Genomic DNA, 22,914 nt, shown 5'->3' on the forward strand with positions numbered 1-22,914 from the left:
CGCCGGCGCGGCGAGTTCTCGCACCGCGTGGCGTTCGCGGCGGCCGTGGCGCCCGGCGCGGACGTGGCGTGGACGGCCAGCCGCCGGGCGTACCTGGGCGCGTACAACTCCGCGCAGTCCGCCCTGGCGCTGCGCAAGCGCGACCGGCTGCGCGGCGAGTGCGGCCCGGCGCTGGATCCCTGCGCGGCCCTGCAGGTGCCGCTGGAGATCGCGCCGGGTCAGACGGCGGAGATCGCCTTCCTCCTCGGCGAGGCGGAGGACGAAGCGACCGCGCGGTCGCTCATCGCCGCGTATCGGCAGCCGGGGGCCGTGGGCGCGGCGCTGGACGAGGTGACGCGCTTTTGGGCCGACCTCGTCTCAGGCGTGCAGGTGCAGACGCCGTCGCCGGAGCTGGACCTGATGGTGAACGGCTGGCTGGCGTACCAGAACCTGAGCTGCCGCATCTGGGGGCGCACGGCGTTCTACCAGTCCGGCGGCGCGTTCGGGTTCCGCGACCAGCTGCAGGACTCGTCCGCCATGGTCTACCTGGACCCCGACCTCACGCGGCGGCAGATCGTCCTCCACGCGTCGCACCAGTTCGTGGAGGGCGACGTGCTGCACTGGTGGCATCCGCCGCTCAGCAAGGGCATCCGCACGCGCTTCGCGGACGACCTGCTGTGGCTGCCGTACATCACCGCGTTCTACCTGCGCTCCACGGGCGACGCCGCCGTGCTGGACGAGTCGGCGCCCTTCCTCACCGCGCGGCAGCTGGAGGAGGGCGAGGACGAGGCGTTCCTGGTGCCGGAGGATTCCGGCGAGCGGGGAACGGTCTACGAGCACTGCTGCCGATCCATCGACCGGTCCCTCACCCGCGGCGCGCACGGCCTGCCGCTGATGGGCACGGGCGACTGGAACGACGGGATGAACCGCGTGGGCCGCGAGGGCCGCGGCGAGAGCGTGTGGATGGGCTTCTTTCTCCACGGCATCCTGGATGACTTCATCCCGCTGGTGGAGGCGCGAGGCGAGGCGGAGCGCGCGGACCGGTACCGCGCCTATCGCGACGAGCTCGCCTGGTCGCTGAACGAGGAGGGCCGGGGTTGGGACGGCGGATGGTATCGCCGCGCCTATTACGACAATGGCGCGCCGCTGGGCTCGGCCGCCAACGACGAGTGCCGCATCGACGCCATCGCCCAGGCGTGGGCGGTGCTTTCCGGCGTGGCCCCGGCGGACCGCGCGGCGCGGGCGCTGGACGCGCTGGAGGAGCACCTGGTGTCGGAGGAGGAGGGCATCATCCGCCTGCTTACGCCCGCGTTCGACAAGACGCCGCACGATCCCGGCTACATCAAGGGCTACCTGCCGGGTGTGCGCGAGAACGGCGGCCAGTACACGCACGCGGCGCTGTGGGCCGTGCGCGCGCTGGCGCAGGCGGGCCGCACCGAACGGGCTGCGCGCCTGCTGGCCATGATCAGCCCCGTGTCGCACGGGCGCACGCCGGAGGAGGTGGCCGTCTACCAGGCCGAGCCGTACGTGGTGGCGGCGGACGTGTACGGGGTAGCGCCGCACGTGGGGCGCGGCGGGTGGACGTGGTACACGGGGAGCGCGGGATGGATGTTCCGCGTGGCGCTGGAGTCCGTGCTGGGCATCACGCTGGAGGGCGGCGACACGCTGGTGGTGCGCCCCTGCGTCCCGCGCGACTGGCCCGGCTTCTCCGTCCGCTACCGTCTCCCGGACGGCGCGACGACGTACGAGATCGCCGTCACCCGCGACGCGGGCGCGGAGATTCGCGGCTCAGTGGAGGGGCGGGCGCTGGCGTCTGCGGGCGGCGCGCTGCGCATCCCCCTCGTCCGCGACGGCGGCACGCACCGCGTGGACGTGGTTCTGGGCGAGGACTTCGCGCCGGTGTACACGCCGGCGCGGGGGTAGGGCGCGGAGAGGGCGCGGCGGGCGGAGGCGAGGAGCGGGAGGGGAGGAAAGTCGGAGAGGTGAGAGAGTCGGAAAGGGCGGAATCCCGTCGCTGCGCGACGGGGGGCCCTCTCCCCCGACCGCCTTTTCGCTCGTTCCTCGCGACGGCGGTCGACCCCTCCCCCAACTTCGGGGGAGGGGTTGGCGACAGGGCGAGTTCCGCGCGCGGAGTCGGCTGGAGCACGGGACCGCGGTTCTCCCCCTCCCCCGCGAAGCGGGGGCAGGGGGCCGGGGGGAGGGGGCCCTCCGCGGGCGAGACACGCTCCGCTACGGTGCACGGCTCGCCGTCCTCGCCCGATTCGCTTCCCGCACAACGGCCGCCGCCTGCACGCGCGGTGGCGGCTCACAATCATCATCACCCGACGGAAGCGATGGCGAGCATCCAGCTGAACAACGTCCGCAAGGTGTACCGCGAGGGCACGCAGTTCGTGGCCGTGGACGGCGCCACGTTCACCGTGGCGGACGGCGAGCTCATGGTGCTCGTGGGGCCGTCCGGCAGCGGCAAAAGCACGCTGCTGCGGATGATCGCCGGGTTGGAGAGCATCACCGGCGGCGACCTGCACATCGGCGAGCGGCGCGTGAACGACGTGGCCCCGCGTGACCGCGACATCGCCATGGTCTTTCAGAGCTACGCGCTCTACCCGCACATGTCCGTGCGGCAGAACCTGGGATTCGCGCTCACGCTCCAAAAGCGCCCCAGGCCGGAGATCGAGCAGCGCGTGCGCGCGGCGGCGGGCGTTTTGGGACTGGATGCGATCCTGGACCGCAAGCCGCGCCAGCTCAGCGGCGGGCAGCGCCAGCGCGTGGCCCTGGGCCGCGCCATCGTCCGCGACCCCGCCGTCTTCCTGTTCGACGAGCCGCTCTCCAACCTCGACGCCAAGCTGCGCGTGCAGATGCGCGCCGAGATCAGCGCGCTGCACCGGCGGCTGGGCGCCACCATGGTCTACGTGACGCACGACCAGGTGGAGGCGATGACCCTCGGCGACCGCATCGTCGTGCTGCACGAGGGCCGCATCCAGCAGATCGGCGCGCCGCTGCACCTGTACGACCACCCGGCCAACCGCTTCGTGGCCGGCTTCATCGGCAGCCCGGCCATGAACTTCGTGGAGGGGCGGATGCAGGGCGGCGCGTTCGTGGCGGCCGGCGATGCATTCCGCTTTGCCGTTCCGCCCGCGTGGACGCAGCCGCTGCGCGCGTTCGACGGAAAGCCGGTGACGATGGGCATTCGCCCGGAGAGCCTGTACGCCCCGCGCGGCCGCCCGTCCGACGCGCCGTTGGGGACAGGCGCGTTCACCGTGGAGGGGCTGGAGCCCCTGGGGAACGAGATCTTTGTCCACGCGCGGGCCGGCGAGCACCGCGTGACGTCGCGCGTGCTCCCGCAGCCGCTCCCCGCGCCCGGCGAGCCGCTGGAGCTGGCGTTCGACCTGGGCAAGCTGCACTTCTTTGATCCCGAGACCGAGCGGTCTCTTGCACCCGGCGCGGGGAGCGCGCGCTGATCTGCTCGATGCCGTTCTCCCCTCTCCGCGAGGAACGAGCGGGGCGGGGCCGGGGGAGGGGCGGGTCGCTGCCGGCACGATCCATCCTTTTCCGCGATGGACTTGGGCGCGCCGTCTGGATGTTCGCTGCACCGCTGAGAACCTGATCCGCATCCGATGACCGACATCCGCTTCCCCGACGGCTTCCTGTGGGGCGCCGCCACGTCCGCGTACCAGGTGGAGGGCTCGCCCCTGGCCGACGGCGCGGGCGTGAGCAACTGGCACCGCTTCAGCCACACGCCGCGCATGACGCACAACGGCGACACGGGCGACGTGGCCTGCGACCACTACCGCCGCTGGGCCGACGACGTGGCGCTCATGGCGGACCTGGGGCTGCGCGCGTACCGCTTCAGCATCTCGTGGAGCCGCGTCTTTCCGGAAGGCACGGGGCGGGTCAACCGCGCGGGGCTGGACTTTTACGAGCGGCTGGTGGACGCGCTGCTGGAGCGCGGCATCGCTCCAAACGCGACGCTGTACCACTGGGACCTGCCCGCCGCCCTGGACGACCGCGGCGGCTGGCTCAATCCGGACGTCGCCGGCTGGTTCACGGACTACGCGACGACCGTCTTTCGCGCGCTGGACGATCGCGTGCCGATGTGGAGCACGCTCAACGAGCCGTGGGTGGTGATGCACGCCGGCTACATGGTGGGCGAGCACGCGCCGGGGCACCGCAGCACGTGGGAGGCGCCGCGCGTGTCGCACAACCTGCTGCGCGCCCATGCGGCCGCCGTGCGCGCGTATCGCTCCATCGGCCGCAACCGCATCGGGCTCGTGGTGAACCTGGAGCCCAAGTACGCCGCGTCGGATCGCCCCGAGGACGTTGCCGCCCAGGCGCGCGCGGAGGCGTACATGAATCGGCACTACCTGGATCCCGCGCTGCTGGGCCGCTACCCCGACGAGCTGCGCGAGATCTTCGGCGAGGCGTGGCCGGCGCACGCGGATGCGGAGGCGGCGGACCTGCGCGAGCCCATCGACTGGCTGGGGATCAACTACTACACGCGCAGCGTCACCCGCGACGATCCGTCGGACCTGCCCGTGCGGGAGGGCCGGGTGCGCCAGGATCGGCACACGCACACGGAGATGGGCTGGGAGGTGCATCCGCCCGCGCTGACGGACGTGCTGGTGTGGGTGCGGGAGCGCTACGGCGACGTGCCGCTGTACATCACCGAGAACGGCGCCGCGTTCTACGATCCGCCCGTGGCGCGGGGCGGGGAAGTGGATGATCCGCTGCGGGTTGCGTACTACCGCGACCACCTGCGCGCGGCGCACGAGGCCATCCGCCGCGGCGTGGACCTGCGCGGCTACTTCGCGTGGTCGCTGCTGGACAACTTCGAGTGGAGCGCAGGGTTCGCCAAGCGCTTTGGCCTGGTGCACGTGGACCTGGAGACGCAGACGCGCACACCCAAGCGCAGCGCGCGCTTCTACGGCGACGTCATCCGCACCCACGGCGCCGCCCTCGGCTCCGCGGACGGCTGATCGCCGCATCTGCATCGTACGAGTGCACGGACCAAGGCCGCCGGAGCGCATCCGCCGGCCCTGCTCGCGTCCCGTAGTTCCCTATAGGGTCCGAACTGCCTGTCTTGTCCGATCGGACCCTATAGGGGACGATTATCGGGCGCTTACGGTGCTTTTATACTACCGGATCCGGAAAAGCAGTTGTTTTCCTGAGGGGCCCTCGCAAACTCGACCGTGCACGGATGCGTGCGGCCCCGAAGGATCTTCCCGCCTTGGCAAGGACCCAACCCATTAGCGAAGTCCCTGCCCCGTGAAGGAGATCCTTAGATCGCGCCCGTAGCCTTGTTCGTGTGATTCGTCAGGCCGTACCTGCCGTAGCCGGCATCCAGTTCGTCCGGCGGCCCGACCGGATCGGGCGACGAGGTGGCGCGGCGGACGGGTCCGCCGCGCCGGAGGGGCTCAGGGGTTGGCGCAGACGTGGTCGATCCACAGGTCCTGGCCGCCCACCGTCAGGCGGTTCACCACGGGGCTCAGCTTGATGCGGGCCCAGTCACCGCTGGGCGGCGCGGCGAACGGCCCCGCCGCGAAGCTGATGAACGACCCGCCCAGCGACGCCGGCGGCGCGTTGAGCTCGCCGATGAACACGCCGCTCGCGTTGATCTTGAGGTTCTCGTACGCGTTGTTGCCGTTGGGATCGTAGTAGTCGAACGTGTACGAGCTGGGCGTGAAGCCGATCCCCGTAAAGTCGAAGATCAGGTTGATGTGCAGCGTCCGCGCGGCCTGCCCGGCCGAGAACACGAACGGCGGCAGCCCAATGCGCGCGTCGCGGTACGCCGTGCCGCCGCCAAAGAGCGAGAACTTCTCCGTGTAGACGCGGATGCCGTTCTCCATGTGCACAAAGGTGAGCGGCGGCTGTCCGACCGTCGCGCCCCACGTGGTTCCGGCCGCCAGCGGCGGCTCGAAGTCCACGCAGGCGGGCACGGCCGCCGCCGCGATCTTCGCCGGCTCCGCGGGCGGCGCGACAGGTGTCGGTCCCTCCGAGCAGGCCGTGGCGGCCAGGGCGAGGGGAACAAGGAGCGCGAGGGAGTGATGGGTCCTCATGGGGTGCCTCCTGCATGCAGGGAAATGTGTCCGATCTGGGGAGGGTGGATCGGAGAGGGCAGGAGGAAATCGGCCGCAAGGCGCGTACCACCCTTTTGGGACATCATGGTTCTGGGAGGGTTGGATTGAGCTGTGGCAAGCGGATCATGGAGCCAGCGTTGACGCTCGGTCTCTGGCCGAAAGGATCCACATCCGTGCAGGATATGGAAAGAAATGAAGAACGTTGTGTCTTTTTGGTATCGATAAATGGTGGATGCCCGAACCGCCGCGCCGGTGGCGCGGCGGCACGAATCAGCCGTTCCGGACGACGGGCGGATTGGCGAGTCCGCTCGCCGCGATCGTCAGAGCGAGGAACGTCGGCGCGAGGCCTCCAGCCGCCGCATGGCGGCGATGCCCAGCGCCGGGCCTACGGCCAGGAGGCCGAACGCGAGCGGCCAGCCGCCGGCATGGCGCAGGTGGGGCACGGCGGCGATGGAGAACGAGGTGAGGAGAAAGCCCAGCGCCGTCTGCAGCGTGAGCGCCGTGCCCACGGCGTGCTCCGGCGCCACCTCGGTGACGATGGCGCTGAACTGCGCCGAATCCGCCACCACGGACGCGCCCCACACGAGGGCGACCAGCACGGCCAGCCACGCCGGCGCGCGCAGCATCCACCCCATCACCAGCGCGCACGCCCCGCTGATCCACATGGCGCCGATGGTGATGCGCGCGCGGCCCAGCCGGTCCGCCCAGCGCCCCGCCAGCACCGAGCCGATGCCGCCCGCCGCGATCATCGCGAAGCCCACGACGCCCGCCCGTGCCTCCGCGCCCGCCTCCGCCACGCCGTGCCGGGCGAAGTAGTCCGCGAAGAACACGCTGACGAACGTCCACGCCGCGTACAGCTCCCACATGTGGCCCAGGTAGCCGGCGATGGCCAGCCGCGCGGGCCGGTTGCGCGCCACCTCGCCGATGAGCCCCCACGCGAACGGCCGCCGCGCGAACGGATACGGCCCCTCGCGGTACGCCAGCCCCACGAGGATCGCCGCCACCACCGCGCCGGCGGATGCAGCGAGCACCACCTGCTGCCATCCCAGCTGGGGAAACGCGCGCAGCAGGTACGGCGTGGCCTTGCCCACCGTCAGCGCGCCCACGACGGTGCCGATGGCCAGCCCGCGCGCGGAGCGGAACCACGTGGCCACCATCTTCATGGCGGGCGGATACACGCCGGCCAGGAACACGCCCGTGGCGAATCGCAGCGCCAGCGCAGGTCCGTAGCCGTCCGCCGCGACAAGCGCCGCGTTGGCGCCGGCCGCCAGCAGCGCGCTCACGGCGAAGTACGCGCGGTTGGGGACGAGGTCCGCCAGGTTCAGCAGGGCGGCGGCGGCGGTCCCGGCCACGAAGCCCAGCTGCACGGCGCCCGTCAGCCACCCCGACTGCGACTCGGACAGGCCCCACAGCGCCTGCAGCCGCGGCGACACCGCGCTGGCGCTGAACCACAGCGCCATCCCCAGCAGCTCCGCCAGCGCGAGCAGCACCAGCATGCGCCACCGGTGCGGATGCGCGTCCGGTGCGGGCGGGGAAGACGTCGGCGGATGGGTCATGGGATCGGCGGGTGGGGATGCGCGGCGGATGCGGATCGCGCGAATCAACAGCCCCGGTGGATGCGCGGCAAGGTCGATCGCGAAATCAACCGATGTGCATCAGCCCGGCGGATCGGGCGCCCACGGCACGAGGCCGGCTCCAGGCACTGGAGCCGGCCTCGTGGTTCGGACACAAGATCCTTCGTCGCCGCCATGGTTTCCATCGTGACGAAAGCCTGCGCGGCGGCTCCTCAGGATGACGCTGCTTTGCGCGGTGGGCCGACGCGCTCCGCGCCTCGGGCGGCCCGGAACGACGCTCCTTGGCGGGCGAGGATCCTCATCACCCGTTCAGGATGCGCAGACTCCGCTTATGGGCGAAAGCGCAGGCCGATGCCGAGCGTGAGATAGTCCAGGTCCTCGATGGTGCGGTAGCGCACCTCGGGGGTCACGGACAGGTTCCAGCTCACGGGGTAGTCCGCGCCCAAGCCGGCCTCCAGCCCCGTCTCGTCCTCGTGGAAAAGGGCGCCCAGCAGCAGGTACGGCTGCGTGCTGCCGTGGCCGTAGCCCAGCGTGAGGCGGCCGCCCAGCTCGAACCCGTCTTCCTCCACGTCGCCTTCGCCCAGATCCTCGTCCACGTCGAACTCCATGCGCGAGTAGCCGCCGTAGATGGCGAACGTGGGCGCCAGCTCCAGCAGCGCCCGCGCGCCGAAGCCCACGCCGCGGTCCAGCACGTCGTCGGCGTCGCCCGTGGGGATGCCGGCGTCCAGCCGCACCTCGACGGAGAGCGGCACGTCCTGCGCGGCCAGGGGCGCCGCGCCCAGCACGGCGGCGCCCACGAGCAGGGTCTTGAACCAGGTCTTCATCACCATCCACCTCGCCTTCCAGGGTGAGCAAACAGCATCGCCCGGCCGCCGGTCGAAGAATCCGCCGGCCACCGCGCGTTCCGCTTGGATGCGCGCCGCCGCCCCAGGGTTGCAACGAAGCGCGGGACCGCGGAGAAACACGTGCCCAGGACCGCTGATCCGATCCTGGGCACTTGTCACTTGGCACTAGGCACTTGGCACTTCCCCTACATCACGTCGCCACCTGCCGCAGCACCCGGTAGATGTACTCCGTGGCCCAGCCGATGGCCGGCACGGGGACGCGCTCGTTGTCGCCGTGCATCCGCAGCTCGTCCTCGTCCGGCAGGGGCATGGGGAGGATGCCGTATGTGGGGATGCCGATGGCCCGCAGCGCCGCGCCGTCCGTGGCGCCCGTGGACATGAACGGCACTACCGTGGCCGACGGCGCCATGGTCCGCGCGGCGGATTCCATCGCCTGGAACAGCTCCGTGCCCACGGGCGACGGGGGCGGCGCCTGCGCGGGCTCGCCGTCCAGCGTGAACTCCACCTGCTCCTCGCCGTCGGCCTCGTTCATGGCGCGGACGATGGCGCGGATGTCCTCGTCCGGCAGGGCGCGCACGTTGAAGGTGGCGCGTCCTTCCGAGGGGATGACGTTCGCGCGGAAGCCGCCGTTGAGCAGCGTGAGCGACGCGCCCGTGCGCAGCACCGCGTTGTGCAGCGGGTCGCGCGAGAGGACGGCCGCCGCCGCGTCGATCTGCGCCTGCGAGGCGCCCGCGGCGGAGATCTGCTCCATGGCGGCCTTCATGGCCGCGTCGTCCTCGATGGTGGCCAGCCGCTGAAAGTACAGCCGCGTGGTCTCGTTCAGCCGCACGGGCGCCTGCCAGGCGTGCACGCGGGCCACGGCGCGGGCAAGCGCCGCCAGCGCGTTGTCGGGCAGGGGGACGGACGCGTGGCCGCCCGTGCCGCGGGCCGTGGCGATCACGTCGTAGTAGACCTTTTCCGTCGTCTGGATGTTGACGGTGCGCACCTGCCCGTTGGCCACGCGGATGCGGCCGCCCTCGTTGAGCGCGAACTCCGCGTCGCCGATGAGGTCGCGGTGGTGCTCGATTACCCAGTCCACGCCCACGAGCGGGCCGCCTTCCTCGCCGGCCGTGGCGAAGAAGATGACGTCGCGGTCCAGGCGGCCGCGCTGCCCGGCCAGCTGCACCAGGGCCGTGAGGGTGGCGGCCAGCATGCCCTTGTCGTCGATGGCGCCGCGGCCGTACAGGTAGCCGTCGCGGATGGTGGGCGTAAAGGCGTCCGTCTGCCACTTGGTGGTGTCGGCGCCCACGACGTCCATGTGGCCCATCACCAGCACGGGCTTCTGGCGCGGGTTGGTGGCCCGCAGCCGCGCGACGAAGTTGGCGCGCATGCTGTCCTCGGGCACGCGGAGGATGCGCGTCTCCACGCCGGGGACGGCCCGCAGCACCGAGTCGAAGTACATGGCCGTCCGGATCTCGTTGCCGGGCGGGTTCTCGGTGTTGATGGCGATCAGGTTCTGCAGGTGGCGCAGGGTGGTGGCCTGCGCGTCGGCGCGGTTCAGGCCCTGCGGCGCCGCGGCGCGCACGGTCCACGCGTCCTGCGCGTGTGCGGGCGCGGCCGCCAGGAGCCCCGCCGCGAGCAGGGCCGTGCGAAGCCGATGGTTGGTGATCTGCAAAGCTCCCTCAGTGTGTCTGGTTCCGGAACGGGTGGGCCGTCCGCCGTCTGTCATTCAATCACGCCCGAATTCACCGCTCACCACCGGCATCCCGATTCGGGCAGATGAGGATGCGGGCCCGGTCGGGACAGGTGCACCGAAGCGCGCCCCGCGACCCGGCGAATGAATTCGCGGCACCGAAAACGTGATGTCCGCCTTCGCGGACGGCTCCTGCCGCGCGCCGTCTAGGTACACCCCGGCCGACCCCGCGCCATCGAATGCACCGCGCCGGTCCGTGCGGATCATGGGATCGGATCGCGCTCGGAGATCGGTCCGCGCGCGGATCGCCGATGCGCATCGGGATCGTACCGGGCCGCCGTCCTCCCGAGCGAATGAATTCGCCGCTGGAAAGGCACGAAGTCCGCCTGCGCGGACTGCACCGCCACCATCCCGCGGTGGATACCCACCCATCGCCGGGTGACGGCCCGTGTTGGCGGTTGAAGCCCTGTTCGCAGAGCGCGTCGGCGCGAGACAGGGCTTATCGCCGTCCCAGCGGCGGGTTCACCCGCTCCGACTGGGTGCGCGCCCTCACGTTGTATGCGAGCGCGGCCACCGATCACCATCTCTCCCCGTCTTTCGCACTCCCGCACTCCCGCACTGCCCTTCACCGCCCCCGGCACACCATCCCCTCGTTGCCCAGCACGCGGTCCAGGAACCGGGCGATGCGCTGGTAGGCGGTGATGCGGTTCTGCAGCCGGGCGATTCCGTGGCCCTCGTCGGGAAAGCGCAGGTACTCCACGTCGCCGCGGCGGTGGCGTACGGCGCGCACGATCTGGTCCGCCTCGCCCACGGGCACGCGCGGGTCGTTGGCGCCGTGGACCACCATCAGCGGGCTGCGGATCTGGTCCGCGTAGCTCAGCGGCGAGATCTGCGTGAAGAACGCGCGGTCCTGCGGATCGTCGATGTTGCCGTACTCGATGCGGTCGCTGTTCTTGAGCTGCGGCGAGGCGTCCTCCAGACCGCTGATCCAGTTCGCCACGCCCACGAAGTCCACGCCGGCCTGGAAGTACTCCGGAAGCTGCGCCACGGCGGCGAGCGTCATGTATCCGCCGTAGCTGCCGCCCATGGCCGCCACGCGGTTTCCGTCCACGTCCTGCCGCGCCGTGCGCAGGTACTCCACGGCGGCCTGCATGTCGCGCACGGCGTCGGGGCGCAGGCGCTTGTTGTCCAGCTGCGTGAAGCGCTGCCCGTACCCCGTGCTGCCGCGGAAGTTGAGGTCCAGCACCGCGTATCCGCGCGCCAGCAGGTACTGCGTGACGGGGTCGAAGTCCGGCCGCGCCTGCGCCGTGGGCCCGCCGTGCAGCATCATCACCACGGGCGGACGCCGGCCCGCGGACCCGCGGGGCAGGTACATGAGCCCGTGGATGACCTCGCCGTCAAAGCTGGCGAACTCCAGCGGATCGGGGGAGACGAACGACGCGGGATCCAGCCCCGCCAGCGTGCTCTCCGTGGCCCGGACGACGGTGTTGGACGGCGCGTCGTACACCCACGCGTCGCCCGGCAGCCCGGGGCCCGAGACGCCGATCAGCAGCCGCGGCGCGCCCGAAGCCCACTCCAGCGCGCCGATGACGCCGCCGGGCACCTCCCCCTGCACCTGCACGTCGCGCTTGCCTTCCAGGTCGTGGATGATGAGCCGCGACCAGCCGTCCTCGTTCACCGTGTAGGCCAGGTAGCGCCCGTCCGGCGAGAGTGCCACGGACTCCACGTCGCGCCGAAGCTCGCGCATCCAGTGGATGGAGCGGTCGGCCACGTGCACGTGCGCCAAGCCCGCGAAGTCGCGCTCGTGGTTCGTCGCCACGAAGAAGCCCTCGCCGTCGGGCGTCCACTGCACGCCCTGGTAGCTGCTCATCTGCCGGGGGACAAAGAGCGTATCGAGCTTCTGCGTCCGCAGGTCCAGCAGGAACAGGTCGTTGTCCGCCTCGCCGCGGCCCTGGCTCAGCACCACGGCCTCGCCGTCGGGGCGCCACGCCTCCACGCTCAGGTTGCCGGCGCCCTGCATGACCATCCGCGGCGCGGCGGGGCGGCCGTCGGGGTCCACGTCCAGCAGGTAGAGGTCGAAGTCGCGGCCGTTGCGCTCGTTGCTCACGTACGCGATGCGCGACCCGCGCGGCGACCATCCGCTGAACAGGCGAAAGAAATCGTCCGCCGGCGTCAGCTCCCGTTCCCGCGTGCCGTCCGGCGAGAGGAGAAAGATCTGCGTGCGCTCGTTGCCGCCGCGGTCCGTGCCGTACGCGATCCACCGCCCGTCCGGGCTCCACCGGGCGAACTGCACGCGGTTGGCGCCAAAGGTGATCTGCCGCGGCATCCCGGGGCCGGAGGAAAGGACGGGCGCCACCCACACCTGCGGCATGCCGGACGTGGCCGTCAGGTACAGCATCTGCCGCCCGTCGGGCGAAAGCTGCGCGCCGGAGACGCTGCCCACGTTCAGGTACCGCGCCACGCCCTGGCAGTCGCTGCCGGCCAGGGAGAGTGCCGCGGGCTCCATCTGCGGCACGTCCACGGGCGCCGGCGTGGGAATGGTGTCCTGCGCGGCGGCGGGAAGCGCGAGGAGGGCCGCCGCGAACAACGGGATGCCGAGCCGCACGGGGATGCTGGTGGTCACGGAGTCAGCACGCGGACGAGGGGGATGGAGACGTCGGGAAAGCCGGAGCCCCGCAGCGTGCCGCCGATGGAATCCGGCGACGTGCCGCCGAACCGGCCCTCGTACTGCGCGTCGGCGTAGTCGGCGGCGCGCAGGGTGAGCACGAAGTCCGGGTAGTCCCAGTCGCCCAGCACCTCCACGGCCACGCGGTCCACGATCACCGTGTCGAGGAGCACGGTGTCGGTGACGAGCGGGTCCAGGCTGATGGTGTCGGTCTCCAGCCGCTGCCGCAGCGAGCGGATCTCGCCGTCGCCGTCCACGCGGTTGGCGCCGTCCTGGTCCAGGTTCAGGGCCAGCTCGTACGGAAAACCCCGGCCAATCCACTGGCCCCGGAGCGTGAACGCGCCGGGGTCCAGCGGGCCCTCGCCGCAGGCGGCCAGGAGCGCGAGCGCGGCGGCGAACTTGAGTTGCGGACGCATGATGGTCGGTGCGTGGTCGCGAACGGCATTGGGGTGATGAGAATAGCCGGGTACCCGGCGGGGCGGCAATCGTTTCTGCGGGTGTGGGGCGGGGGCGGGGCGGCGAGATCTGCGATGGGAGGATGGAGCGCGGCGGGGCGGGGCGCCCCCCATCCCTGCCTTCCCCCACAAACGGCGTGGGGGAAGGTGATCACGAATCCCGCACTCCGGCGGGCTGTCTGCCGGCCCGCGGAGGGGCCCCACCCGCTCGATCGCTCGCGACCTCCCCCGCTTCGCGGGGAGAGGTGGAAACTGCGCGTGGTGATGGACAGTCCGCGCCGGCAGCAGCCCGCCCCTCCCCCGGCCCCTCCCCGCTCGTTCCTCGCGGAGAGGGGAGAACGGCGGGCCTGCGTGAGCCCATTCGCTCGAGGGTTGCCTCGGTGCACGCACGATGCGCGCGGCAGGAGCTGTCGGCGAAGGCCGACATCACGTTTTCGGTGCCGCGATTTCAATCGCCGGGGCTCGATGCCGGACCCATCCGACCGATGCTCGACCTCCTGCGTCCGGCTGTTCCGCATCGGCCCAAGCGCATCTGATGCAAGCGGATACGGCTGAGGGCGCGGCGGCAGCGATCTTGCCCGCCAGCGGGGCATGAAGACGCGCATCCATCAGACGACGCATTCGGACCAAGCGGTGCCCGCGGGGCGGCGCATCGTGCTGGAGTTCCGCGCGGGCGGCGAGGCCGTGCCCGCCATCCTCCTCCTGCCGCGCGAGCCCAACCCCGCGCCGGGCGTGCTGCTGCTGCACGGCTACTCGTCGCGCAAGGAGCACGTGGCCGAGGGCGTGGGCGGGTCGCTGCTGCGGCACGGCATCGCCAGCCTGTCCATCGACCTGCCGCTGCACGGCACCCGCGCCGACCCGCTGCAGGCGCAGGCCGCCCGCAACCCGCTGGCCCTCGTGGGGCTGTGGCGCGGCGCGCTCAAGGAGTGCCGCCTGGCCCTGGGCTACCTGCGCGCGCGGCCGGAGATCGACGCGGGGTGCACGGCCATCGCGGGCTACTCGCTGGGCTCGTTCCTGGCCGTGATGGCTGCCGCGGACGATCCCGCCGTGCGTGCCGTGGCCCTGGCCGCCGGCGGCGATCTGCCCGCGGGCACGCCGCTGAGCACGGTGGCGCGGGCCGTGGCGGATCCGGTCCGCGCCGTCCGCAAGCTGCGAGGCCGCCCCCTGCTGATGGTGAACGGCACCGGCGACCGCACCATCACCCCGGACCAGGCCCAGCGCCTGTTCGATGCGGCCGGCGAGCCCAAGGAGCTCAAGTGGTGGAACGCCGGCCACATCCTTCCGCCCCCCGCCATCGACTACGCCGCGCAGTGGCTCAAGGCCCGCTTGGCGAAAAGTGCGTGAGTGCGTTAGTGCGTGAGTGCGGAAGTGGGTCCGCGTGGGGGCGGGGACCGTGCGCAGGACGGGCATCCAGCCCCGGCGGATGATACCGCTCGCGGATACGATCCGGTGAGGCTCGCCATCGGGCCGGGGCGGCTGAAGCCGCCGCAACGACCGCGGAAAGCCTCACAAACTGCGTGAGGCTTCAACGGCTCGATGGGCGCCCTGGTGCACACGAGCCGACCTCCGCTAGGGCAGTCCGCGCAGGCGGACTTCGTGCCTTTCCAGCGGCGAATTTATTCGCTCCGGCTGGGGGAGTGCCGTCACCGGATCAGAATCCGCGAGCCCGGTGGGGGCGCTCTCCGCGCCCGCCACCCCGCACATCCGCCCGCCGTCGCGCGAAACCACTTCCGCACTTCCGCACTTCCGCACTTCCGCACTTCCGCACTTCCGCACTTCCGCACTTCCGCACTTCCGCACTTCCGCACTTCCGCACTCCCCTGGCACCCCGTGTGCTAGGAACAGGCGTCCCGCACCGGCGGGCCACGCGCGACATCATGACGGGACGGCACATGGCGGAGAACGACGAGCGACAGGAACCGACCGAGGGCGAGGAGCTGCCCCGGGCCATCGTGGACGGCAGCAACGTGGCCCACAGCAGCGAAGGCGAGGAAGCCCGGCTGCACAACATCGTCCTCGTCGTCAAGAAGCTGATGGAGGAGGGCTACGACCCCATCGTGGTGGCCGACGCGGCCCTCCGCCACCAGATCGACGACAAGGAGGGCTACGAGCGGCGCGTGGAGGAAGGCAAGATCCGCCAGGCTCCCGCCGGGACCGACGCGGACTACTTCATCCTCGCCTTTGCCCGCGAGCTGGATTGCGTGATCGTGAGCAACGACCGCTTTCGCGACCGCGCCGAAGCGTTCCCCGAAGCCCGCGAGCGCATGATCCGCTACATGATCCTGGAAGAGGAAGTGGTCTTCGAGCGCCGCAACAAGAAGCGCTGACGGCCGCCCCTCCGTCCGCGGATCCGCACCGAGCCGCGCACGCGCCCCACGCCGGGCCCGTGCCCGCGGCTCGTGCCGTTGGACGATGCGATTTCGTCCGCCGCCGATGCGTCGTCCGCGGGCCGGCGCTGAACGGCGGACGACAAGACGCGAGCCGAGAACGTGCACCCGGGCCGCGCGCCCGGACCTGAACGATCCTGAACGTGCCGGAGCCAGACCTTGTCCGCCGCTGAACCCAACGCGTCTCCCCCGCCCGGGGAGGAGGGCCGAGATCCGTCCGCGGGTGCCGACCGCTACCGGCGCCTGCTGGAGGCCATCGGCAACAACGCCACGCTCGCCCTGTTCATCATGGACGAGTGGCAGCAGTGCACGTACATGAACGCGGCGGCGGAACGGCTCACGGGCTACGCGCTGGACGAGGTGCGCGGCCGCGCCCTGCACGACGTCATCCACCACACCCGCCCCGACGGCACGCCCTATCCCCTGGAGGAGTGCCCCATCGACCAGGCGTTTCCCCAGGAGATGCGCGAGCAGGGCGAGGAGGTGTTCGTTCACCGGGACGGGCACTTCTACCCCGTGGCGTTCACGGCCAGCCCCATTCGCGACGGGGGCCGCACCGTGGGCACCATCATCGAGGTGCGCGACCTCACGGGCGAGCTGGACGCCCGCCGCGAGCGGGAGCGGCTGCTGCGCGAGCTGCAGGTGGAGCGCGCCCGGCTGGCCACGGTATTTCAGCAGGCGCCGGCGTTCATCGCCACGCTGCGGGGGCCGGACCACGTGTTCGAGATGGCCAACCCGCCGTACGTCCAGCTCGTGGGCCACCGCGACGTGGTGGGCCGACCCGTGCGCGAAGCCCTGCCCGAGGTGGTGGAGCAGGGGTTCATCGACCTGCTGGACGGGGTGTACCGCACGGGCGAGCCGTTCGCGGGGACGGAGATGCCCGTCCAGCTGCAGCGCGCGCCCGGCGCCCCGCGGGAGGAGCGCTTCGTCAACTTCGTCTACCAGCCCCTGGCGGGGGCGGACGGCCGCGTGGAGGGCATCCTGGTCCACGGGGCGGACGTGACGGAGCTGGTGGAGGCGCGGCGGATGGCCGAGGAGCAGGCGCTGGAGCTGGAGGCCCAGGCGGACGAGATGCAGGCCCAGGCCGCGCAGCTGGAAGAGGCACAGGTGGAGCTGGAGGTGGCCAACGACGAGCTGCAGACGGCCAACCTGGAGCTGGACGCCGAGCGGGCCCGCCTGGCCGCCGTGATCGCCCACGCGCCGGTGGGCATCGTCATCGCCCAGGCGCCGGGCGGACGCATCGTCGCGGGCAACCGGCGCACGGAGGAGATCTTTCGCCATCCCGTGCTCCCCTCCGCGTCCGTGGACGCGTACCGCGACTGGACGGCGTACCACCCCGACGGGCGGCAGGTGGAGGGGCACGAGTACCCCCTGGCCCGCGTGCTGGCCACGGGCCGCCGCGCGGGCCCGGACGACTACCTGTACCGCCGCGGCGACGGCACCCTGGCCTGGGTGCGCATTACGGGCGCGCCCATCCTGGACGCCGCCGGCCACGTCAAGGCCGCGCTGGTGGTGATCGACGACATCGACGACGCCGTCCGCGCCCGCGAGGAGCGCGAGGCCCTGCTGCGGCAGGTGGGCGAGGAGCGCCGGCTGCTGCGCGAGGTGTTCGAGAGCGCGCCGGCCGTCATGGCGCTGTACTCGGGCCCCGAGCACCGCGTGACACTCGTGAACCCCACGTGGGAAACGTCCGTGGGCAAGCCCGACGCCGTGGGCCGCACCTTTCACGAGGTGTTCCCCGAGTTCGCCGATACGGGGCTGTACCAGGCGCTGGACCGGGCGTACGAGACGGGCGAGCCGTTCGCCGACCCCGAGGTGCGCGTGCCCCTGGAGCGGTGGGGAAGCGGGGTGAGGGAGGACACGTACTGGAACCTCGTGTGGCTGCCCCTGGCCCCGCGCGAGGACGGCACGCGCGACATCCTCGTCCACGCCGTGGAGACGACGGCGCAGGTGCGCGCCCGGCAGCAGGTGGAGGCCCTGGCCCGCGCCGGCCTGGCCGTGCACGCCGCGCCGTCCCTGGGCGACGCCCTGCGTATCCTCACGGAGCAGGCGCGCGAGATCATCGGCGCGCACCAGGCCGTCACCAGCATGACGGCGGACCGCGAGTGGGCGCAGTCCATCAACACGGTGAGCCTGTCCGACAAGTACGCGGCGTGGGGCGGCTACGAGGGCGCGCCGTCCGGGGCCGGCATCTACGCCATGGTGTGCGAGACCAACCGCCCCGCGCGGATGACCCAGTCGGAGCTGGAGCGGCACCCCCGCTGGCACGGCTTCGGGCCCGACGCGGCCGTGCATCCACCCATGCGCGGGTGGCTGGCGGCGCCGCTGGTGAGCGCGGAAGGCCACAACCTGGGCCTGATGCAGCTCTCCGACCGCTACGCCGGCGACTTCACGGAGCAGGACGAGGCCGTGCTGGTGCAGCTGGCGCAGATGGGCGCCGTGGCCATCGAGAACGCGCGGCTGTACGAGCAGGCACTGGAGGCCAACCGCATCAAGAGCGGCTTTTTGGCGACGATGAGCCACGAGCTGCGCACGCCGCTCAACGCCATGATCGGCTACGCGGACCTGCTGCTGATGGGCGTGCCGGAGCCCATCCCCGGCGCGTCGGCGGCGCAGGTGGAGCGAATCCGCCTGTCCGCGCGGCACCTGCTGCAGCTCATCGAGGAGATCCTCACCTTTTCGCGGGTGGAGGCGGGGCGCGAGCGCATCGGCGTGGAGCCCGTGCAGCTGCGCACGCTGGCGGACGAGGTGTGCGCCATCATCGAGCCGCTGGCGGGCGGCAAGGGGCTGGCGTTCCGCATGGACGTGCCCGCGGAGCCCGTCACCCTGCACACGGACCCGCGCAAGGTGCGGCAGATCCTGCTGAACCTGCTGGGCAACGCCGTCAAGTTCACGGCGCAGGGCGAGGTGGCGTTCCGCGCCGAGCTGCGCGGCGACGAGGTGTGCCTGGAGGTGCGCGACACGGGCATCGGCATCGCGCCCGAGGACCTGCAGAAGGTGTTCGAGCCGTTCTGGCAGGCGGAGACGGAGATGCACGCGCGGGTGAGCGGCACGGGGCTGGGCCTGCCCGTGACCCGGCAGCTGGCGGAGCTGCTGGGCGGCGGCATCCACCTCACCAGCAAGCCCGGCGAGGGCAGCACCTTCCGCGTCCGCCTTCCCCTCCACGCCCCGTCCCCGTCCGGTAACGGCGGTTGATGTGTAATCCGGGTGAGGCGTCATCCTGAGGAGCCGCCGCGCGATTCCGCCCGACCCGCGAGCCATGGCGGCGACGAAGGATCTTGCCCGCGAAGCGTCAAGCCGGCTCCCGCGCAAGGGCCGGCTCGCCGTTTTCGCACGGTCCAACCCGCGGGCGTGGAAACCACGACGGGTGGGGCCGGACGGGCATCGCGGACGTGGACGGAGAGCGGGTGCGGGGCGGCTTGTCAGCCATCGGACGGCGGGGTAAGTTGCAGGCCTTCGGCGCGCCCGCGCCCTCCCACCCATCCGCAGGTTCCAACGCAGCATTCACTTGAGAGACATCGCGCTGTACCACGGCGACGGCCGGGGCTGGATCGAGGTCATCACCGGGGTGATGTTCAGCGGCAAGAGCGAGGAGCTCATCCGCCGCGTGCGCCGCGCGCTCATCGCCCAGCGGCGGGTGCAGGTGTTCAAGAGCGCGCTGGACGACCGCTACGCCGGCGTGCGCACCATCAGCTCGCATGACGGCAGCGGCGTGGAGGCCGTGCCCGTGCGCTCGTCCACCGAGGTGGCCGAGCACGTGCACCCGTACACGCAGGTGGTGGCCATCGACGAGGTGCAGTTCCTGGACGAGGGCATCGTGGACGTGATGACCCTGCTGGCCGACAACGGCGTGCGGGTGATCGTGGCCGGCATCGACATGGACTTTCGCGGCGAGCCGTTCGGGCCCATGCCGCGCGTGCTCACGGTGGCGGAGACGGTGGACAAGCTGCACGCCATCTGCGTGGTGTGCGGCAACCCGGCCACGCGCAACCAGCGGCTGGTGGATGGCGAGCCGGCGCCGTACGAGGGCCCGCAGATCCAGGTGGGCGGCAGCGAGGCGTACGAGGCGCGCTGCCGCCGCTGTCACGAGGTGCCCAGCGACCAGCGCTACCAGACGTCGCTGCTGGACCTGCTGGGCAGCACGCCCCCGGACCCGGTGGTGCTCACCCACGAGAATCTCAAGCGCCGCGCCTGATCGTTCGAGCCGGCCGGACGGATAAAAGCTTGCTCACGCAGGAGACGCGGAGCCGCGGAGAGATTCTCTCGCGCTCCGCGTCTTTCGTTGTACAGCCGGGAGACACGGCGGAATCGACGTACGTCGGGATCGGCGGATGTCCCACGCTGTTGCCGGCTGTCTCTTGTAACCTGTCCCCCGCAGTTCCTCCTTTCCGGCGTGCATCGTGCAGCCGCCCCGGTCACGCACGTATCGGCCCATTAAACCACGGAGGCGGATCGCAGATGTCCGACGACCTGGGCGGGACCATCGCCCGCATCAAGCCGCTGGCCGACGCCGTGGTGGATTCCGCCACCGCGCTCAACGCCGCCATCCGCGCCGCCACCGAGGCCGGCCTGAGCGTGCGCCTGGACGTCAGTGAGTCGCCCCCCGCGGCGGACGGCGAGCCCGTCCCCAGCGTCCGCGCCCGCATCTCCAAGCGCATCGCGTAAGGAACGGCAACAGATTTTCTCACGCAGAGGAAGCAGAGGCAGCAGAGTACACCATCCCGTGCTGAGACCGGGGTACTCTGCTGCCTCTGCTCCCTCTGCGTGAAAAAACAACGGCACCAGCCTTGCCCCGACGCCGGCCGGGTCATCGGATCAATCAGGCATCAGTCAAAGCGAGGCGCGGTTGGAGATCGAGGTGCTGCCGGGGAGACGCTCCCCGCTGGGGGCTACATGGGACGGCGAGGGCGTGAACTTCGCCGTGTATTCACAGAACGCCACGGCCGTGGAAGTGTGCCTGTTCGACGCGGACGACCCCACCGTGGAAACGGCGCGGGCCCGGCTGCGCGAGGTGACGGCGCACGTGTGGCACGGCTACGTCCGCGGCCTCAAGCCCGGGCAGCTGTACGGCTTTCGCGTCGACGGCCCGTACGAGCCGCGGAACGGCCTGCGCTTCAACCCGTTCAAGGTGCTGCTGGACCCGTACGCCCGGGCCGTCGCCGGCAAGGTGGACTGGACGCAGCCCGTCTTCGGCTACCCGCTGGGCAACCCGGACGGCGACCTGGGCGGACGTGACGAGGGCGACAGCGCGGCCGGCATTCCCAAGGGCGTCGTCGTGGACAACACGTACGACTGGGAGGGCGACCGCCCCCTGCGCACGCCCTGGCACCGCACGGTCATCTACGAGGCGCACGTCAAGGGGCTCACCATGCAGCACCCCGACGTGCCCGAGGAGCTGCGCGGCACCTACGCCGGCGTGGCGCACCCGGCCGTCATCCAGCACTTGCAGTCCATCGGCGTCACGGCGCTGGAGCTGCTGCCGGTGCACGACTTCGTGGACGACAACTACCTGCTGGAAAAGGGGCTGGCGAACTACTGGGGGTACAACACCCTCAACTACTTCTCGCCCGACGCGCGCTACAGCGGCAGCGGTGACCGGGGCGGCCAGGTGCGCGAGTTTCGCGACATGGTCAAGGCGCTGCACCGCGCCGGCATCGAGGTCATCCTCGACGTGGTCTACAACCACACGGCCGAGGGCAACCACCTGGGGCCCACCCTGTCGTTCAAGGGCATCGACAACACCACCTACTACCACCTGGTGGGCGACGATCCCCGTTTCTACATGGACTTCACGGGGACGGGCAACTCGCTCAACGCCGGCAACCCCCAGGTGCTCAAGCTGGTGAACGATTCCCTGCGCTACTGGGTGCAGGAGATGCACGTGGACGGCTTTCGGTTCGACCTGGCCTCCACCCTGGCGCGCGAGGAGCACGGCCCGGACCGGCTGTCGTCGTTCTTCGACGTCATCCACCAGGACCCCGTGCTCAGCGAGGTCAAGCTCATCGCCGAGCCGTGGGACATTGGCCTGGGCGGCTACATGGTGGGCAACTTCCCCGTCCTGTGGACGGAGTGGAACGGCAAGTACCGCGACACCGTCCGCAGCTACTGGCGCAGCGACGAGGGCACGGTGGACGAGCTGGCCTACCGCCTGACGGGATCGAGCGATCTCTATCGGGACGACGGCCGGCACGCGTACGCCAGCATCAACTTCGTCACGGCGCACGACGGGTTCACGCTCAACGACCTCGTGAGCTACAACGAAAAGCACAACGAGGAAAACGGCGAGGAAAACCGCGACGGCGAGTCGCACAACCGGTCGCTCAACTTCGGCGTCGAGGGCCCCACGGACGATCCCGCCATCGTCCACCAGCGCGAAAAGCAGAAGCGCAACTTCCTGGCGACGCTGCTGCTGTCGCAGGGCGTGCCCATGATCGTGGGCGGCGACGAGATGGGCCGCACGCAGGGGGGCAACAACAACGCGTACTGCCAGGACAACGAGATCTCCTGGGTGGACTGGGAGCTGGAGGACAAGGACCAGGACCTGCTGGAGTTCACGCGCCTGGTGGCAAAGCTGCGCCGGGAGCATCCCATCTTTCGCCGGCGCAAGTTTTTCCAGGGGAGCAAGATCCGCGGCTCCGAGCTGGAGGACGTCAAGTGGCTGCGTCCCGACGGCGAGGAGATGGACGACGAGGACTGGGGGACGAACTTCGTCCGCAGCTTCGGCATGCTGCTGGGCGGCGACGCCCTGATGGAGTGGGACGACGAGGGCAACCGCGTCACCGACGACAGCTTCCTGCTCCTCTTCAACGCGGCCGAAGACACGGTGGAGTTCGTGCTGCCCCGAACGCCGCAGCCCGCGCGATGGGAAGTGTCGCTGGACACGGCCCGCTCCGCCGCCGAGCAGGCGCCGGACGTGCACGAGACGGGCGCCGCCCTGCCGCTTCCCGGCCGCTCGCTGCTCGTGCTGCGCCGCATCCCGGCCGACAATGCATCGTCCGGGCAGACGGGCTGACCCGCGTCGAGTTGATTTAATTTCCTGAGGGAGCGCCCGCGCAGACCGGGCCCGTTCACCGGGCTCCGGGCGCGACCGAAGGATCTGCCCTGGGTGGCACGGACTCAGCCAACACGCTGACTCCGTGCACGGCGGGCGAGATCCTTCGGTCGGCGCCCAGGATCCTGCATCCGCGGGATCCTGCTCGGAGTGTGTTGCCACACCTGCCTTTCGATGGAACCCAGGAGCGTCATCCTGAGGGAGCGCCGCGC

Annotated in this window: 15 protein-coding genes; 9 read left to right on the top strand and 6 right to left on the bottom strand. The window is 71.2% G+C overall.

The window, feature by feature from the left end; all coding sequences use genetic code 11:
- The 3 genes from VFZ20_RS28365 to VFZ20_RS28375 form a co-directional block, all read left to right on the top strand.
- Window positions 1-1,902: GH36-type glycosyl hydrolase domain-containing protein (locus tag VFZ20_RS28365; protein ID WP_414682955.1), on the top strand; the 1,902-nt coding region annotated here is incomplete at its 5' end.
- Window positions 1,903-2,312: 410 nt separating this feature from the next.
- Complete coding sequence (locus VFZ20_RS28370; RefSeq protein ID WP_329687337.1) at window positions 2,313-3,437, top strand: sn-glycerol-3-phosphate ABC transporter ATP-binding protein UgpC; 1,125 nt, start codon at window positions 2,313-2,315, stop codon at window positions 3,435-3,437.
- A gap of 156 nt (window positions 3,438-3,593) precedes the next feature.
- Window positions 3,594-4,952, top strand: a complete 1,359-nt coding sequence (locus tag VFZ20_RS28375; RefSeq protein WP_329687338.1) for a GH1 family beta-glucosidase — start codon at window positions 3,594-3,596, stop codon at window positions 4,950-4,952.
- Window positions 4,953-5,390: 438 nt separating this feature from the next.
- On the opposite strand, the gene VFZ20_RS28380 is transcribed toward VFZ20_RS28375, so the two are convergent.
- The 6 genes from VFZ20_RS28380 to VFZ20_RS28405 form a co-directional block, all read right to left on the bottom strand.
- A complete protein-coding gene (locus tag VFZ20_RS28380) occupies window positions 5,391-6,032 on the bottom strand; it encodes a hypothetical protein (RefSeq protein WP_329687339.1) in 642 nt (213 codons plus the stop codon).
- A gap of 341 nt (window positions 6,033-6,373) precedes the next feature.
- The gene (locus tag VFZ20_RS28385) at window positions 6,374-7,609 is read right to left on the bottom strand and encodes an MFS transporter (RefSeq protein ID WP_329687340.1); all 1,236 of its coding nucleotides are present in this window, start codon (window positions 7,607-7,609) and stop codon (window positions 6,374-6,376) included.
- Window positions 7,610-7,956: 347 nt separating this feature from the next.
- Entirely contained in the window at window positions 7,957-8,451 is a 495-nt protein-coding gene (locus VFZ20_RS28390; protein ID WP_329687341.1) for an outer membrane beta-barrel protein, read from the bottom strand.
- 211 nt (window positions 8,452-8,662) lie between these two features.
- Entirely contained in the window at window positions 8,663-10,126 is a 1,464-nt protein-coding gene (locus VFZ20_RS28395; RefSeq protein ID WP_329687342.1) for a M20/M25/M40 family metallo-hydrolase, read from the bottom strand.
- A gap of 643 nt (window positions 10,127-10,769) precedes the next feature.
- On the bottom strand, window positions 10,770-12,767 hold the full coding sequence (locus VFZ20_RS28400; RefSeq protein ID WP_329687343.1) for a S9 family peptidase: 1,998 nt from the start codon (window positions 12,765-12,767) through the stop codon (window positions 10,770-10,772).
- A complete protein-coding gene (locus tag VFZ20_RS28405; protein ID WP_329687344.1) occupies window positions 12,764-13,225 on the bottom strand; it encodes a hypothetical protein in 462 nt (153 codons plus the stop codon). Before VFZ20_RS28405 ends, VFZ20_RS28400 begins: the two co-directional genes overlap by 4 nt.
- Window positions 13,226-13,855: 630 nt before the next feature.
- Here VFZ20_RS28405 and VFZ20_RS28410 point away from each other — a divergent pair.
- The 6 genes from VFZ20_RS28410 (at window position 13,856) to glgX (ending at window position 22,663) form a co-directional block, all read left to right on the top strand.
- Complete coding sequence (locus VFZ20_RS28410) at window positions 13,856-14,608, top strand: alpha/beta hydrolase (protein ID WP_329687345.1); 753 nt, start codon at window positions 13,856-13,858, stop codon at window positions 14,606-14,608.
- Between the two features lie 548 nt (window positions 14,609-15,156).
- Window positions 15,157-15,591 (top strand): NYN domain-containing protein, encoded by a 435-nt coding sequence (locus VFZ20_RS28415; RefSeq protein ID WP_329687346.1) that lies wholly within the window; start codon window positions 15,157-15,159, stop codon window positions 15,589-15,591.
- 219 nt (window positions 15,592-15,810) lie between these two features.
- On the top strand, window positions 15,811-18,846 hold the full coding sequence (locus VFZ20_RS28420; protein WP_329687347.1) for a PAS domain-containing protein: 3,036 nt from the start codon (window positions 15,811-15,813) through the stop codon (window positions 18,844-18,846).
- 328 nt (window positions 18,847-19,174) lie between these two features.
- A complete protein-coding gene (locus tag VFZ20_RS28425; protein ID WP_414682956.1) occupies window positions 19,175-19,846 on the top strand; it encodes a thymidine kinase in 672 nt (223 codons plus the stop codon).
- 263 nt (window positions 19,847-20,109) lie between these two features.
- Window positions 20,110-20,316 (top strand): hypothetical protein, encoded by a 207-nt coding sequence (locus VFZ20_RS28430; RefSeq protein ID WP_329687349.1) that lies wholly within the window; start codon window positions 20,110-20,112, stop codon window positions 20,314-20,316.
- A gap of 181 nt (window positions 20,317-20,497) precedes the next feature.
- Complete coding sequence (gene glgX, locus VFZ20_RS28435) at window positions 20,498-22,663, top strand: glycogen debranching protein GlgX (RefSeq protein WP_329687350.1); 2,166 nt, start codon at window positions 20,498-20,500, stop codon at window positions 22,661-22,663.
- Window positions 22,664-22,914 lie beyond the last annotated feature (251 nt).

The sequence above is a fragment of the Longimicrobium sp. genome (assembly GCF_036280135.1).
Lineage (GTDB): Bacteria > Gemmatimonadota > Gemmatimonadetes > Longimicrobiales > Longimicrobiaceae > Longimicrobium.

Bases quoted from the DNA above. Each gene is read 5' to 3' on its own strand.
- VFZ20_RS28410 (WP_329687345.1), top strand. From the start codon at position 13,856: ATGAAGACGCGCATCCATCAGACGACGCATTCGGACCAAGCGGTGCCC.
- VFZ20_RS28405 (WP_329687344.1), bottom strand. From the start codon at position 13,225: ATGCGTCCGCAACTCAAGTTCGCCGCCGCGCTCGCGCTCCTGGCCGCC.
- VFZ20_RS28415 (WP_329687346.1), top strand. From the start codon at position 15,157: ATGGCGGAGAACGACGAGCGACAGGAACCGACCGAGGGCGAGGAGCTG.
- VFZ20_RS28375 (WP_329687338.1), top strand. From the start codon at position 3,594: ATGACCGACATCCGCTTCCCCGACGGCTTCCTGTGGGGCGCCGCCACG.
- VFZ20_RS28385 (WP_329687340.1), bottom strand. From the start codon at position 7,609: ATGACCCATCCGCCGACGTCTTCCCCGCCCGCACCGGACGCGCATCCG.
- VFZ20_RS28380 (WP_329687339.1), bottom strand. From the start codon at position 6,032: ATGAGGACCCATCACTCCCTCGCGCTCCTTGTTCCCCTCGCCCTGGCC.
- VFZ20_RS28430 (WP_329687349.1), top strand. From the start codon at position 20,110: ATGTCCGACGACCTGGGCGGGACCATCGCCCGCATCAAGCCGCTGGCC.
- VFZ20_RS28370 (WP_329687337.1), top strand. From the start codon at position 2,313: ATGGCGAGCATCCAGCTGAACAACGTCCGCAAGGTGTACCGCGAGGGC.
- VFZ20_RS28390 (WP_329687341.1), bottom strand. From the start codon at position 8,451: ATGAAGACCTGGTTCAAGACCCTGCTCGTGGGCGCCGCCGTGCTGGGC.